13 protein-coding genes are annotated in these 14,415 nt (G+C 74.1%); 12 read left to right on the top strand and 1 reads right to left on the bottom strand.

All coding sequences use genetic code 11. The features are described 5' to 3' along the window. Position 1 precedes the first annotated feature (1 nt). The 12 genes from Q0858_RS13555 (at position 2) to Q0858_RS13500 (ending at position 12,698) form a co-directional block, all read left to right on the top strand. Positions 2-1,270, top strand: coding sequence for a SufS family cysteine desulfurase (locus Q0858_RS13555; protein WP_299055298.1), 1,269 nt, complete (start codon positions 2-4; stop codon positions 1,268-1,270). After that, positions 1,267-1,758, top strand: coding sequence for a Fe-S cluster assembly sulfur transfer protein SufU (sufU, locus tag Q0858_RS13550; protein WP_299055296.1), 492 nt, complete (start codon positions 1,267-1,269; stop codon positions 1,756-1,758). Before Q0858_RS13555 ends, sufU begins: the two co-directional genes overlap by 4 nt. Next, positions 1,755-2,147 (top strand): metal-sulfur cluster assembly factor, encoded by a 393-nt coding sequence (locus Q0858_RS13545; protein ID WP_299055293.1) that lies wholly within the window; start codon positions 1,755-1,757, stop codon positions 2,145-2,147. The genes sufU and Q0858_RS13545 overlap by 4 nt, the downstream gene beginning before the upstream one ends. Next, complete coding sequence (locus tag Q0858_RS13540) at positions 2,113-2,679, top strand: ASCH domain-containing protein (protein ID WP_299055290.1); 567 nt, start codon at positions 2,113-2,115, stop codon at positions 2,677-2,679. The genes Q0858_RS13545 and Q0858_RS13540 overlap by 35 nt, the downstream gene beginning before the upstream one ends. A 68-nt stretch (positions 2,680-2,747) precedes the next feature. Then, the gene (locus Q0858_RS13535) at positions 2,748-4,571 is read left to right on the top strand and encodes a sulfatase-like hydrolase/transferase (RefSeq protein ID WP_299055287.1); all 1,824 of its coding nucleotides are present in this window, start codon (positions 2,748-2,750) and stop codon (positions 4,569-4,571) included. A gap of 25 nt (positions 4,572-4,596) precedes the next feature. After that, positions 4,597-6,450, top strand: a complete 1,854-nt coding sequence (locus tag Q0858_RS13530) for a sulfatase-like hydrolase/transferase (RefSeq protein ID WP_299055284.1) — start codon at positions 4,597-4,599, stop codon at positions 6,448-6,450. Positions 6,451-6,458: 8 nt separating this feature from the next. Further along, positions 6,459-6,992, top strand: a complete 534-nt coding sequence (locus Q0858_RS13525) for a GNAT family N-acetyltransferase (protein WP_299055281.1) — start codon at positions 6,459-6,461, stop codon at positions 6,990-6,992. After that, complete coding sequence (locus tag Q0858_RS13520; protein ID WP_299055278.1) at positions 6,989-7,618, top strand: acVLRF1 family peptidyl-tRNA hydrolase; 630 nt, start codon at positions 6,989-6,991, stop codon at positions 7,616-7,618. Before Q0858_RS13525 ends, Q0858_RS13520 begins: the two co-directional genes overlap by 4 nt. Positions 7,619-7,791: 173 nt before the next feature. Further along, entirely contained in the window at positions 7,792-9,384 is a 1,593-nt protein-coding gene (locus Q0858_RS13515; protein WP_299055275.1) for a sulfatase-like hydrolase/transferase, read from the top strand. 35 nt (positions 9,385-9,419) lie between these two features. Then, the gene (locus Q0858_RS13510; RefSeq protein ID WP_299055272.1) at positions 9,420-10,124 is read left to right on the top strand and encodes a dienelactone hydrolase family protein; all 705 of its coding nucleotides are present in this window, start codon (positions 9,420-9,422) and stop codon (positions 10,122-10,124) included. 9 nt (positions 10,125-10,133) lie between these two features. Next, positions 10,134-11,033: a phosphotransferase gene (locus Q0858_RS13505; RefSeq protein WP_299055270.1), complete on the top strand. Its 900-nt coding sequence runs from the start codon at positions 10,134-10,136 to the stop codon at positions 11,031-11,033. 66 nt (positions 11,034-11,099) lie between these two features. Continuing rightward, positions 11,100-12,698: an ABC-F family ATP-binding cassette domain-containing protein gene (locus Q0858_RS13500; protein ID WP_299055266.1), complete on the top strand. Its 1,599-nt coding sequence runs from the start codon at positions 11,100-11,102 to the stop codon at positions 12,696-12,698. Here the strand turns inward: Q0858_RS13500 and Q0858_RS13495 are convergent. Beyond that, positions 12,671-14,248, bottom strand: a complete 1,578-nt coding sequence (locus tag Q0858_RS13495; RefSeq protein WP_299055263.1) for an adenylate/guanylate cyclase domain-containing protein — start codon at positions 14,246-14,248, stop codon at positions 12,671-12,673. The genes Q0858_RS13500 and Q0858_RS13495 overlap by 28 nt on opposite strands. Between the last annotated feature and the right edge of the window lie 167 nt (positions 14,249-14,415).

The following is a 14,415-nucleotide window of genomic DNA, read 5'->3' as shown; positions in this document are numbered from 1 at the left end:
GATGGACGGTCTGCTTCCCCAGCTGGACGTCGTCCGCAAGGACTTCCCCATCCTGGAGCGCACGCTCGCGGGGAACCGGCCGCTGGTCTACCTCGACAGCGCCAACACCTCGCAGAAGCCGCAGTGCGTGATCGACGCGATGGTCGACCACCTCGAGCACCACAACGCCAACGTGGCGCGCGCCATGCACCAGCTCGGCGCGGAGTCCTCCGAGGCGTTCGAGGCCGCCCGCGACACGGTCGCCGAGTTCCTCGGCGCCCCCTCGCGCGACGAGGTCATCTTCACGAAGAACGCCTCCGAGGCGCTCAACCTGCTCGCCAACACCATGGCGTGGGCCGGCGACCGCCAGGTCGGCGAGGGCGACGAGGTGCTCGTCACCGAGATGGAGCACCACTCCAACATCGTGCCGTGGCAGCTGCTGACGCAGCGCACGGGCGCGACGCTGCGCTGGTTCGGCCTGACCGACGACGGCCGGCTCGACCTGTCCGACGTGGACTCGCTCATCACCGAACGGACCAAGGTCGTCTCGCTGACCTGGGTCTCCAACATGCTCGGCACCGTCAACGACGTCGCCGCGATCGCGCGGCGCGCCCACGAGGTCGGCGCGGTCGTGGTCGTGGACGCCGCCCAGGCGGCGCCGCAGATGCCGATCGACCTGGCGTCGATGCCGGTCGAGGAGCGTCCCGACGCGCTGGTCTTCACCGGCCACAAGACCGTCGGGCCCACGGGCATCGGGGTGCTGTGGGGGAGCCGGGCGCTGCTCGACGCGCTCCCGCCGTTCCTCGGCGGCGGCGAGATGATCGAGACCGTCCGCATGGAGGGCTCGACGTACGCCGGCATCCCGCACAAGTTCGAGGCCGGCACGCCGCCGATCGTCGAGGCCGTCGGCCTCGGGGCCGCGCTGCGCTACCTCACCGACCTCGGCATGGACGCCGTCGCCGCCCACGAGCACGCCATCACGGCGTACGCGCTCGAGGGTCTCGCCGGCGTGCCCGGCGTGACGGTCCTCGGGCCGCAGGACGCCGCCGACCGCGGCGGAGCGATCGCCTTCGAGCTCGCCGGCGTGCACCCGCACGACGTCGCGCAGGTGCTGGACAGCCGGGGCGTCGCCGTCCGGGCGGGTCACCACTGCGCCCGCCCTGCCCACGCCCGCTTCGGCGTGCAGTCCACGACGCGCATGTCGTCGTACCTGTACACGACGCCGGCCGAGGTCGACGCGTTCGTCGAGGCCCTCGAGGCCGCCCGGACCTACTTCGGGGTGGCGTCATGACCGCCGGCGGCACCGGTCAGGACCTGGACGCGCTGTACCAGGAGATCATCCTCGACCACTACAAGAACCCGCTCCACGCGGGGCTGCGCGAGCCCTACGAGGCCGAGGTCCACCACGTGAACCCGACCTGCGGGGACGAGGTCACGCTGCGGGTGCACGTCAGCCCCGGCGAGGACGGCGACGTCGTCGCCGACGTGTCGTACGACGCCGTCGGCTGCTCGATCTCGCAGGCCTCGACGTCGGTGATGAGCGACCTGCTCATCGGCAAGCCGGTCGCCGAGGCGCTGACGGTGCACGAGGAGTTCCTCGCCCTGATGCAGGGCAAGGGCACCGTCGAGCCCGACGAGGACGTCCTCGAGGACGGCGTCGCCTTCGCCGGCGTCGCGAAGTTCCCCGCACGGATCAAGTGCGCGCTGCTGTCGTGGATGGCCTGGAAGGACGCCGTGAGCAGCGCAAGCACCACCCAGAGCAACGGAGGAGACGCATGACCGAGCAGATCCAGTCCCAGGTCGACCACGGGGACGACCTCCCCGAGGTGCACGTCGACGGGGGAGCGGCGGCCACGTCGAGCGTCACCCCCGAGGACGTCACCGAGGCGATGAAGGACGTCGTGGACCCCGAGCTCGGGATCAACGTCGTCGACCTCGGCCTCGTGTACGGCGTGCACGTCGACGAGCACTCCAACGCGGTCATCGACATGACCCTGACCTCGGCGGCCTGCCCGCTGACCGACGTCATCCAGGACCAGACCGCGGCAGCACTCGAGGGGCTCGTGGCCGAGGCCGCGATCAACTGGGTGTGGATGCCGCCGTGGGGCCCCGACAAGATCACCGAGGACGGTCGTGAGCAGCTCCGAGCCCTCGGCTTCAACGTCTGAGCCGTCGGAGCCGTCCGGGCCGTCCGACGGGTCCGACGAGGCCGTCGAGGCCTTCTGGGTGGAGGCCAGGCGGCGCGCGAAGCTGGAGTCCCTGCCGGGGTACTTCGGCCCGTCCGTGATCGCCTCCCTTCGTCCGCCCGCCTGGGCGTTCGGCGCGGACCGGGTCACCGCCGACGAGCTGGTCGGCCTGGTCCTCGACGGCGAGAAGACCGCGACGGCCAGCGCCGCCGAGGACTACGTCGGTGACGAGAGCCCGCTCCCGGAGGCCGGGGCGCTCGATATCGTGCTCGACGGGTCCGGACGGCCCCGGGCGCTGATCGGCACCACCGCGGTGCGGGTCGTCGCCTTCGACGAGGTCGACGCCGACCACGCCGCCGCCGAGGGGGAGGGGGACGGCTCCCTCGCCCAGTGGCGCGCCGAGCACGAGCGGTTCTTCACCGACAACGACCCGCTCGGACGTGGCTTCCGTCACGACATGCCCGTCGTGCTCGAGCGGTTCCGGCTGCTGTACCCGAAGCCTCCCCGGGGCTGACCGGGTCCGGCGCGACCGGTTCCCTCGTTCGCCTGCGGAGCGCGGGACCCGACTGGTTCAGTCCTGACGTGACGCCGTTGAGGACCCTGTCGATCGTGGCCGCGCTCGGGGTCGGGACCCTTGCGACGGCCTCCACCGGGTCGGCGGCCGAGTCGCCCGGCACGCCCGACCTGCGACCCAACGTGGTCCTCGTCGTCGTCGACGACATGGGCGCCGGCGACGCGGGCAGCGCGGTCCTGACCGGTGGCCACCCCCACCCGTGGCACCGCACCCCGGCCCTGGACCGGCTGGCCCGGGAGGGGACGGTCCTCACCCAGGCGTACGCCGAGACCTCCTGCGCGCCGAGCCGGATGGCGCTGCTGACGGGACGTGCACCCCAGCGCGACGACAACCGGGTCTACGGCGGCCGACGGTTCAGCGGGGACTCCGCGCGTCGGTCGACGCTGCTGCGCGGCGTCCGCCAGGGCGACGACGTAGGCGGCAGTGCGCTCCGCGCGGCCACCGTCACGGTCCCGGAGCGTCTCGCGGACGCCGGCTACCGCACCACCCACGTCGGCAAGTTCGACGTGACGCGCACCGTCGACGCGATCACGGCGGACCACGGGTACGACGTCAACGTCGGCGGGGGCCCGGCCGGCGGGGGGCGGTCCTACCACGCCTCGCCGGGCCCGGACGGGCCGGAGTTCGACGCCGCGGTCGGTCCGGGTCTCGACGCCTACGCGGAGGACTACACCGCCGAGTACGTGGCGCAGCATGTCGCGCCGTACTCCGACGGCGTGGACCCCGCAGCACTCGCGGCGCTGGTCGGGACCCCGAAGCACCTCACGGACGCCGTCGGCGACGCGGCCCTGGCCTCCCTGGACCGCGCCGCCGAGGACCCCCGGCCCTTCTTCACCTCCGTGAACCACTACGCGGTCCACGCACCCGTGGGACCGGACTCGGCCCGCGCGGACCTCCGGTCGACCTGGGCCGCGCTCCTGCCGGACCGCGCACCGGCCGTCCCGGCGTACGCGGCGATGCTCCAGGGCGTCGACCAGACGGTGGCGAGGATCGTGGACAGGCTCCGGACCACCCCGGACCCCCGGGAGCCGGACCGCTCCCTCGCCGAGAGCACCGTCGTGCTCGTGACCTCCGACAACGGGGGACGCGCGGCGCGGCCGCCCGAGGCGTGGACGGGGTCGAACGGCCCCCTGCGCGGGCAGAAGTTCCAGCTCTGGGAGGGCGGCGTCCGGGTGCCCCTGGTCGCCTGGAGCGGCGACGCGGCGCTGGTCGCGCCCGGGGCGAGCAACGACTCGGCCGTCCAGCTCACCGACCTGTCCGCCACCGTCCTGGCGCTCGCGGAGGTCCTGCCCGACGACGCGAGCCCGGTCGACGGACGCGACCTGAGTGGTCTCCTGGCTTCCGGGGGACGCCGGGTCGGGCCGGTCCTGCACCACCACCCGGGGTACTTCCTCGACGGTGCCCGCTCCCAGCGGCCGGCCTCCACGCTCAGGCTCGGGCGCTGGAAGGTGCTCTACGAGTACGAGACCATGCGCGCCCGGCTCTACGACCTCCGTGAGGATCCCGGGGAGACCCGCGACCTCGCCCGTCGGCACGAGGAGCGGACGGCGATCATGGTGCGGAGCCTGGTCTCGGAGCTCGCCCGTCTGGACTCGGACCTCGCGGTCGTCCGGGCGGGCCAGGGACCCCTGACGGTGCCGACGGCGGCCGGTGGACTCACCTACGCCGACGGCGCGGTCCTCCAGCACGACGCCCCCGGGACGCTGCTGGTGGGCGAGGGGCAGGAGATGCCCCTCGTCTGGTCCCCGACGCCCGACCCGACGCCCGACCCGACGCCCGACCCGACGCCCGACCCGACGCCCGACCCGACGCCCGACCCTGCAGGACAGTGACCTCTCGCCCGTTACCGTCGAGGTGATGCCGACTCCTCCCCGCCGCACGCTGGCCTCCGCCCTCGCGCTGGCCTGTGCCGCCGTACCGCTGGCCGCCTGCTCGACGGGCGGGTCCGCGACGGCGGAGGACGCTGCGGACGGCGGGGCCCCCGGCGCCGGCTCGACGGCGTTCACCCAGCAACCGGCGCAGACCGACGACGCGCGCCCCAACATCGTGCTGGTGATGGTCGACGACCTCGGGTGGGGCGACGTCTCCACCGGCCGCACCAACCTCGGCCACGGCAACGACTTCATCCAGACGCCCCAGTTCGACCGGCTCGCCCAGCGAGGCACCAGCCTCGTCAACGCGTACGGCGAGCCCGCGTGCGCGCCGAGCCGGATGAGCCTGCTGACCGGCGACTACAACCAGCGGGTCGACAACAACGTGTACGGCGGGGTGGACCTCGACAACGTCTCCGGCGAGGCGAAGAACCAGCGGCCCCCGGCGCTGCGCGGCATCCCGCACGGCGACGAGGAGGGGCGCACCGAGCTGCGCCCCGAGACCATCACGATGCCGGAGATGCTGTCGGCGGCCGGGTACTTCACCGCCCACGTCGGCAAGTTCCACGTCACCCGGTCCGCCGGCGACATCACCGAGCACCACGGGTACGACGTGAACTACGGCGGGCGGCCCTCCGGCGGCCTCAAGCAGTACTTCGCCGCCCCCGGCGACGACGGCCCGGAGTTCGACAGGAACGTCGGGCCCGAGCTCGACCGGTTCGCCGGCGACTACACCGCCGAGTACGTCGCGGACAACGTCGCGCCGTACTCGACCGGCGTCCCGCGCAGCGACCTCGAGGCGCTCGTCGGCACCCCCAAGCACGCCACCGACGCGGTCGGCGACGCCGCGCTCGCCTCCATCGACGAGGGTGCGGCGACCGGCGGGCCGTTCTTCGCCTCGGTGAACCACTACGCCGTGCACACCCCGGTCGGCCCGGAGGAGGCGCGCAGCGACCTGCTCGCCAAGTACCGCGACGCGAAGCGCTCCTACACCGGCGACGAGCCCGCCGTGCCGCCGTACGCCGCCCTGACCGAGGGCATGGACCAGACGATCGGCCGCATCGTCGACCACCTCCGCGAGACGCCGGACCCCCGCGCGGACGGCACCAGCCTCGCCGAGAACACCGTCGTCGTGGTCATGTCCGACAACGGCGGCCGCGAGACCTACAACGCGAACAAGAGCCAGCCCGTCGGCGCCTCGAACGGGCCTCTGCGCGGCGAGAAGTTCCAGCTGTGGGACGGCGGCGTCCGGGTGCCGATGGTGGCGTGGAGCGGCTCCGAGGCCCTGGTGCGCCGCGGCAGGGTGGACCGCTCGATCAGCCACGTCACCGACGTCTCGGCGACCTTCGTCGACTACGCCCGCGTCCCCGGTGCCGACCGCAAGCCGATCGACGGCCGCTCCCTGCGCTCCCTGCTCGCCCGGGGCGAGGGCGAGGGGCACCCGCTGCTGTTCCACTTCCCCGGCTACTCGCTCGGCAAGGGTCGCGACCAGCGCCCGGTCAGCGTGATGCGCACGGGCCGCTACAAGGTCCGCTACAGCTACGAGTCGCGGCGCCTCCAGGTCTACGACCTCGCCGCCGACCTCTCCGAGCGCCGCGACCTCGCGCCGGGCCGGCCCGCCCTGGCACGCCGTCTCGGTCGGAGCATGGTCGACGAGCTCCGCCGTCTGAGGACCCCCCTCGCGACGGTGCGCCGGGGCCAGGGGGCCCAGCGGGTCCGCGTCGAGCCGGGCACCGTCACGTACGCCGACGGCACCGTCACCCGTCACGACCGCGCCACGACGCTGCGCGTGCGGGGCGGCGAGGAGATGCCGTTCGTCCTGCCGCCCGCAGGCGGGTAGGTCACGCCGTGCGCGCCGGTCCCCTCGAGCTGACGCCGATGTCCGTCGACGCCGTCGACGAGCTCTGGCCCCTGCTGGGCGACCCCCGGCTGTGGGCGCACGAGCCCGGTTCCGTCCACGCCGATCCTGCGGCGACCCGCCGCTACCTCACCCTGGCTGCGGAGCGCTGGGCGTCGGGCCTGAGCTACTGGACCGTCCGGCTCGCCGACACCGGGGAGGTCGTCGGGACCGGCGGCGCCCAGCACCACACCCGTGGGGGCGCCGACCACTGGAACCTGAACTACCGGATCGCCCCCGCCCACCAGGGCCACGGGTACGCGGGCCTGCTCCTGGCGTCCTCCCTCGACGCCGCGCACGCCGTCGCCCCGGACCGCCCGTGCGTCGCCTGGATCGACGCCCACAACCCGGCCTCGATCGCGGTCGCGAGGCGCGGCGGCCTGCGGGACCTCGGGCTGCGGCGCAACCCGTCGGACCGGCCGCGGCTCGCCTGGTCGGACCGCGACCTCGACGCCACCGTCTACCCGTTGGTGGAGCCCGGGTGAGCGCGCCCGCGCCGCGGACGGTCGTCGTCCCGCCGGAGCGGTGGGCCCGCTGGGTCGAGAACTTCACCGGCTCGCACGGTCCGGCCGGGTGGACGGTGGCGGACGGCGCGCTGCTCGGGGAGGCGGAGGACGGCTCGACGGTGACGGCGCACCTGCCCTTCGACGCGACGTACGACGGCGACCCGGCGCCCGACCGCCTGGCCGCGGCCGCACGAGCCGCCGTCCCCGACGACTGGGGCGTGCTCCTCGTGCGTCGCGGCGGGTTCGCGGTCGCGCGGCTGGCGGGCACCGAGGTGGGGGCCACCAAGGTGGGCAAGCGTCACGTGCAGGGCCGTACCGCGGCCGGCGGGCAGTCGCAGCAGCGCTTCGCCCGCCGCCGCGCGGGCCAGGCGCGGGTGGCCTTCGAGGCGGCCGCCGACCACGCCGTCCGCCTGCTCGGGGGTCTCGGACCGGTGGTCCGCGGCGGCGACCGCGGCGCCCTCGACGCCGTCCTGGCCGACCCCCGTCTCGCGCGGGTGCGGCCGGTGGGGACGTTCCTCGAGGTCGGCGAGCCTCGGCGCGCCGTGCTCGACGGAGCCGTCGCCGACGCCCTCGGGCTGTCGGTGGTCGTCGTCAACGCCCAGTAGGGTCGTCGGACCGCCATCCGGGAGGTCCCATCCGCACTCGCCCCGCACGACACCCGGTCGGACGCGTCGCCGGGACCGCCGCCCTCGCCCTCGTGTGCGCCACCGCCACGGCCGCGTGCGGCCTGGGGAGGGGGCCCGACCCCGCGCCGCCAACGGGGTCGCAGCCCAACGTCGTGGTGATCCTCGCCGACGACCTCGGGTGGGGCGACCTGTCGACCGGACGGACCAACGGCGGCCACCCGGACGCGCTGAACCAGACCCCCGCCATCGACGCCCTGGCGCAGGACGGCGTCGTCTTCGACAACGCCTACGCCGCCCTGACCTGCGCGCCCAGCCGGGCGGCGCTCCTGACCGGCATGTCGGCCCCGCGGCCCGACAACCGGATCTTCTCGGTCACCAGCCTCGACCGCGTCGGGAGGAACAGGCCCCTCCTCGAGGGCGCGCCCCAGGGCCGTCCTGACGGCTCGGCGATCATCCCGCGGCGGGCGACGACGGTGGCCGAGGCGCTGCAGGACGTCGGCTACGGCACCGGCTTCGCGGGCAAGTTCCAGATCACCCGCGGCGCGAGCAACATCGTCGACGACCACGGCTTCGACGAGAACTTCGGCGGCGGCAACACCGGCGCGGCCGACTCCTACCTCGCCGAGGACGGCGAGTTCGACCGGAAGGTGTGGCCGACGCTCGACGAGTTCGCGGGCGACTACACCGAGGACTACGTCGAGACCCAGGTCGCGCCGTACTCGACCGGGGTGCCCCGCGAGGACCTCGACGCGCTGGTCGGCACCGACAAGCACATCACCGACGCCATCACCGACGCCGGCCTCGACTTCATCGACCGTCACGCCGACGAGCCGTTCCTGTTCTGGATGTCGCACGTCGCGGTCCACGACCCGATCGACGGCAAGCAGCCGCGACCCGACCTGCGCCGGAAGTACCGCGGCCTGGCGGACGGGGCCGCGAGCGGCCGGGACGCGGCGTACGCCGGCCTCGTCGAGGGCCTCGACCAGTCCGTCGCCCGCACGGTGGATCACCTGCGGCGCACCGAGGACCCCCGCGACCCGGGTCGGACGCTGGCCGAGAACACGATCGTCGTCGTCACCTCCGACAACGGCGGCCGCACCGACCTGGGGGCCTCGAACGGGCCGCTGCGGGGCCAGAAGGGGTTGCTGCTCGAGGGCGGCATCCGGGTGCCGTGGGTCGCCTGGAGCGACAACCCGGACCTCGTCGACGGCGGCGTGGTCAACCCGTCGGTGGTCGACGCGACCGACCTGTACGCCACCCTCGCCGACTACGCGGGGGCCGAGCCGCGACCGCGGGCGCCGCTCGACGGCAGGAGCCTGCGCGGGGCGCTCACCGCCGACGAGCGGTTCGACCGCACCTTCGTCGCCCACTTCCCGGGCTACCTGCTGGGCACGACCCGCGACCAGCGGCCGCAGACGGTCCTGCGCGACGGCCGCTGGAAGCTCACCTACTCCTACGAGACCCGGCGCTACCGGCTCCACGACCTCGTGCGGGACCCGGCCGAGCGCCGTGACCTCGCGGGGCGCCGGCCGGGGCGGACCGCCGCGATGGCGGCCACGATGCTGGGGTGGCTCGAGGAGACCCGGGCGCCGCTCGCGACCGTCCGGGAAGGGCGCGGACCGGTCCGGTTCACCGTGCGGGGCCGGACGTACGCCGACGGCGAGGTCACGACCCACCGGCGCCCCGAGCGGCTGGTCGTCCGGCCCGGCGAGGAGATGCCGTTCGTGCTGCCCGCGCGGTCCTGAGCCGCCCGGCGCCGCCGATGCCCTAGGTTCGGCCCATGACCAGCACCCCGTCGGTGTCCGTGGCCACCGACGCCGGCGACATGCCGGCCCACCTCTGGCTCCCGCCCGCCGGCACCGGCCCGGGCGTCCTGCTGCTGCAGGAGATCTTCGGCATCAGCCGCTACGTCGAGCAGCGGGCCCGTGACCTCGCCGACCTGGGCTACGTCGTCCTCGCCCCGGAGATCTTCTGGCGCCTCGGGGTCCGCAGCGTCCCGGAGGGCCCCACGGCGCTGGACGACGCCATGGCGATCGCCGGCCGCTGCGACTGGGACGCCGCCGTGGCCGACGCGGTCGCGGCGCTGGGGGTGCTGCGGTCCCGGCCGGATACGGTCGGCCGGACGGGGGTCGTGGGGTTCTGCTTCGGCGGCGGCCTCGGCTTCTCCGTCGCCGCGCACGCCGACGTCGACGCGCTGGTCGCCTACTACGGCTCGGCCCTGCCCGGGCTGCTCGACCTCGCACCCCGGGTGAGTGCGCCGTCGCTGCACCACTTCGGCACCGCCGACTCCTTCATCCCCCTGGAGCAGGTCGCGCAGATCGAGGCGGCGGTGGTTCGCGACGGCGCCGAGCTCGTCACGTACGCCGGCGCCGACCACGCCTTCGACAACCCCGACCTGCCCTTCCACGACGCCGACGCGTCGGTGAAGGCCTGGGCCCGCACCACCGCGTTCCTCGCGGACCGGCTCCCGGTCCCGGCGGCCTAGGGGTCTCGGGTGTGGCAGCCGGACCCGCGGTGGGAGCCGCTGGGTCAGGGCTCCTCGCCGTCCTGCCTCGGGGCCTGGCTGGCGCACGAGGAGGGCGCGGTCGTGGTGACGCGCCTGCTGGCGCCGGGACCCGACGACCCGCCGGAGTACGGCGACCCCGGCCACCCGGCGTACTGGCGTCGCGCCGCGGAGGTCGCGCGCACCGGGCTGGTGGCGGCGACGCCGGGCCTGCGTGGCCCGGAGGCGCTGGCCGTCGACGAGGACGACGAGGGCATCACCCTGCGCCACCACCGGGTCGCCGTCGAGCCCACGACGGGCCTGTTCGTGGCCCGGGCGACGGGACGGTTCGCCGCGGCCGACCTGGGGGAGCGGTCCTGGCTGGCGCGGGACCCGCTGCCCGACCGGGTACGGCGTGTCGAGCGGAACGGCGGCTGGCCGACGCTGGGCCGCACCACCGCCGCCGACGTCGCCGACCACCTGTGGCGCCGCCGACGCCTGCTGCTGGAGCGGGTCGCCGCCCTGCCGCAGGTGCCCCAGCACGGGGACGCCGTCCCGGCCAACCTCCCGGGGCGCGACGGTGACGACGCCCTCGCCGTCGACTGGTCCACCCTCGGACGGGGCCCGGTGGGTGCCGACCTCGGCTACTGGTCGCTCTCGGCCCGCGAGGAGCTCGAGCCGCTCGTCGACGCCTACTTGCTCGGCCTCCCCGACGGCCTCGCCACCCGCGAGCAGGTGCTGCTGGGGGCCAGGACGACCGCCGTCCTCACCGTGCTCAACCGCGCCGAGTGGGCCCTGTCGCGGGCCGCCCGCGGCGAGGGCGCGCTCGCGGGCAAGCTGCGCCACCCCGCCGTCGCACCCCACCTGCGGGCGCTGGCACGGCAGGCCCCGCACGTGGAGGCGCTGCTCTGAGACGTGCCTCACGCGCGCCCGGCGATGCGGGGCGGGCGCCTCGCGCGCCGTACGATGAGGCACGCCATGATCACCGCCCAGAAGCTCGAGATCCGGGTCGGTGCCAGGCTCCTGATGGAGGACGTCAGCTTCCGCGTCGGTGCCGGTGACAAGGTCGGCCTGGTCGGCCGCAACGGCGCCGGTAAGACGACGCTCACGAAGGTGCTGGCCGGCGACGCGCTCCCGGCGAGCGGCTCCGTGTCGGTCACCGGCGAGATCGGTCACCTGCCCCAGGACCCCCGCACCGGCGACCTCGACACCCTCGCCCGCGACAGGATCCTGTCCGCCCGCGGCCTCGACGCCGCGGTGGCGAAGATGCGTCGCGCCGAGCAGGACATGACCAGCGACGACCCCGCCACGCGGGAGAAGGCCATGCGCCGCTACTCCCGGGCGGAGGACGAGCTGCAGGCTGGCGGCGGGTACGCCGCGGAGTCCGAGGCCGCGACCATCGCGGCCAGCCTCGGTCTCGAGGATCGCATCCTGGGCCAGCCGCTGCGGACCCTGTCCGGTGGCCAGCGCCGTCGTGTCGAGCTCGCGCGCATCCTCTTCAGCGCCGCCGAGGTGCTCATCCTCGACGAGCCGACGAACCACCTCGACGCCGACTCGATCGTCTGGCTGCGCGAGTTCCTCAAGTCCTACTCGGGCGGCTTCATCGTGATCAGCCACGACAACGCCCTGCTCGAGGACACGGTCAACCGGGTGCTGCACCTCGACGCCAACCGCGAGCGGATGGACGTCTACAACATGGGGTGGCGGCGCTACCAGACGCAGCGGGAGACCGACGAGAAGCGGCGCAAGCGCGAGCGGGCGAACGCCGAGTCGAAGGCCAAGACGCTGACCGACCAGGCCAACAAGATGCGCGCCAAGGCGACCAAGGCGCAGGCCGCCCAGTCGATGCTCAAGCGCGCCGAGAAGATGATGTCCGGCATCGAGGGGGAGCGGCGCGCCGACAAGGTCGCCAAGATCGCCTTCCCGAAGCCCGCCGCCTGCGGTCGTACGCCGCTCACCGCGGCCGAGCTGTCCAAGTCGTACGGCTCCCTCGAGGTCTTCACCGACGTCGACCTCGCCATCGACCGCGGCAGCCGCGTCGTCATCCTCGGGCTCAACGGCGCCGGCAAGACCACGATGCTCCGCATCCTGGCCGGCGTCGACGACGAGCACACCGGCAAGGTCGAGCCCGGCCACGGGCTCAAGCTCGGCTACTACGCCCAGGAGCACGAGACCCTCGACACCTCGCTGACGGTGCTGGAGAACATGCGCCACGCGGCGCCGCAGCTCACCGACACCGAGTCACGCACCGTCCTCGGCTCGTTCCTGTTCTCCGGCGACGACGCCACCAAGCCCGCCGGCGTGCTCTCCGGCGGCGAGAAGACGCGACTCGCGCTGGCGATCCTGGTGGTGTCGTCGGCCAACGTGCTGCTGCTCGACGAGCCCACCAACAACCTCGACCCGGCCTCCCGCGAGGAGGTGCTGTCGGCGATCCGCTCCTACGAGGGCGCGATCATCCTGGTCAGCCACGACGAGGGCGCCGTGCAGGCCCTCGAGCCCGACCGGGTGCTGCTGCTCCCTGACGGCGTCGAGGACCACTGGAACGCCGACTACGCGGACCTGGTGTCCCTGGCCTGAGGTGCCAGCACGCAGGTCGCGGTCGCCGTGTCACGCCCGCGCAGCGTGAGCTCCTCGTGGTCCTGCCAGTGGCGGGCCTCGTCGCCGTCGGCCGCAGCGACCGTGGTCCTGGTCGTCAGGATGCAGCCCGGCACCTCCTTCGCCAGCTCGGTGAGCCGGGCCGCCGTGTTCACGGCGTCGCCGATGACCGTGTACTCGAAGCGCTTCGCCCCGCCCACGTTGCCCGCGACGGCCTCGCCCGTGGCGACGCCGACCCCGGCGCGGATCTCGGGCACGTCGTCGAGCAGCCGTGAGGCCATGCGCCGGGCCGCCGCGAGGGCGGCGCCCGCGTGGTCCTCGTGGTCGACGGGGGCGCCGAAGACGGCCAGCACGGCGTCGCCCATGAACTTGTTGACGAGTCCGTGGCCGCGGTCGATCTCCTCGACCACGACCTGGAAGAAGCGGTTCAGCACGTCGACGACCGCGGTCGGCTCGTTCTCGACCGCGAAGCCCGTCGAGCCGACGATGTCGATGAACAGCACCGAGACGGTCCGGACCTCACCCCCGAGCTCGACCTCCCGCCGTACGGCGGCCTCGGCGACGTCCTGACCGACGTGGCGGCCGAAGAGGTCGCGGATGCGCTCGCGCTCCTTCATGCCGGTGACCATCTCGTTGAACCCGGCCTGGAGACGGCCGAGCTCGGTGCCGTCGTACACGACGACCTCGACGTCGAGGTCCCCCCGCTCGACCAGGGCGAGGGCGTCGCGCACGGCGAGGATGGGGGAGACGACGGCGCGGGCGTTGAGCAGCGTGATGAGCGCACCGAACACGAGCACGACGCCCGCGATCACCAGGATGATCACGCGCAGCCGCTCCAGGCTGATGTCGTCGCGCGTGAAGGACAGCAGGGCCACGGTGACCAGCCCGGCCGTGGGCACGCCGGTCCCGAGCGCCCAGAACAGCATCATCCGCCGGCGCACGCCGGACCCGCGGTCGAGCGGCGGTCCGTGGCCCGACAGGGCGCGGGCGGCGATCGGGCGCAGCGCGAACTCGCTGAACAGGTAGGCGATCGAGCAGACCACGACGCCCGAGATGCCGTTGGTGAGGGCGACGGCGATCCAGAGGTCGGGCTGGAGGATCACCGTCAGCGTGGTGAACAGGACGGCGGCCGTCGCCCACAGCGCGCCCTGGATCGCGGTCAGGCGCAGGGGCACCCTGAGCGCCCGTCGACGGTCACGCTCGTCGGGCTCCCGCCCCTCGCTGGCCCAGCGCAGCGCCTTCAGCGCCCACGCGGTGCCCCACACGGCACCCACGAGGACGGCGACGCCGACGTACACCGGGATGGCGATGGCGGCGGCCAGCAGCAGCGAGCCGTTCGGGGGAGGGCCCGGCACCACCAGCACCGACAGCCCGACCACCACGACGGCACCGATGACGTTCGTGGAGACCAGCAGGACCGTGAGCATCACCTGGACGCGCAGGCGCAGCACCCGACGACCCTGGTCGGGCGAGCCGAGCAGCAGGGAGCCGAAGGCGTTGCTCCGGCCGCGCTGTCGTACCGCACCCCTCACACGCGCTGATCCTACGCAGTACAGGTGTTCACTCGACGCCGGTCCCCGATGCTCCCGTGGCGGTCTTGACCTCGACCGCGCTCGAAGGTGCAGCCTGAGGGGAACAGGGTGGGTGTCAGGGCTGTTCGGACAGAGTTGAGGACGGGCCAGCGGCCCGCGACGAGGAG

It is taken from the genome of uncultured Nocardioides sp., assembly GCF_947489365.1.
In the GTDB taxonomy this organism is placed as follows: Bacteria; Actinomycetota; Actinomycetes; order Propionibacteriales; family Nocardioidaceae; genus Nocardioides.
Note: the sequence above shows the minus strand (reverse complement) of the source record. Positions and strands in the feature narration are given on the sequence as shown.

What these genes read in the sequence shown, in the direction of transcription:
- Q0858_RS13555 (WP_299055298.1), top strand. Translation starts at nt 2, where the DNA reads ATGGACGGTCTGCTTCCCCAGCTGGACGTCGTCCGCAAGGACTTCCCC.
- sufU (WP_299055296.1), top strand. Translation starts at nt 1,267, where the DNA reads ATGACCGCCGGCGGCACCGGTCAGGACCTGGACGCGCTGTACCAGGAG.
- Q0858_RS13545 (WP_299055293.1), top strand. Translation starts at nt 1,755, where the DNA reads ATGACCGAGCAGATCCAGTCCCAGGTCGACCACGGGGACGACCTCCCC.
- Q0858_RS13530 (WP_299055284.1), top strand. Translation starts at nt 4,597, where the DNA reads ATGCCGACTCCTCCCCGCCGCACGCTGGCCTCCGCCCTCGCGCTGGCC.
- Q0858_RS13510 (WP_299055272.1), top strand. Translation starts at nt 9,420, where the DNA reads ATGACCAGCACCCCGTCGGTGTCCGTGGCCACCGACGCCGGCGACATG.
- Q0858_RS13500 (WP_299055266.1), top strand. Translation starts at nt 11,100, where the DNA reads ATGATCACCGCCCAGAAGCTCGAGATCCGGGTCGGTGCCAGGCTCCTG.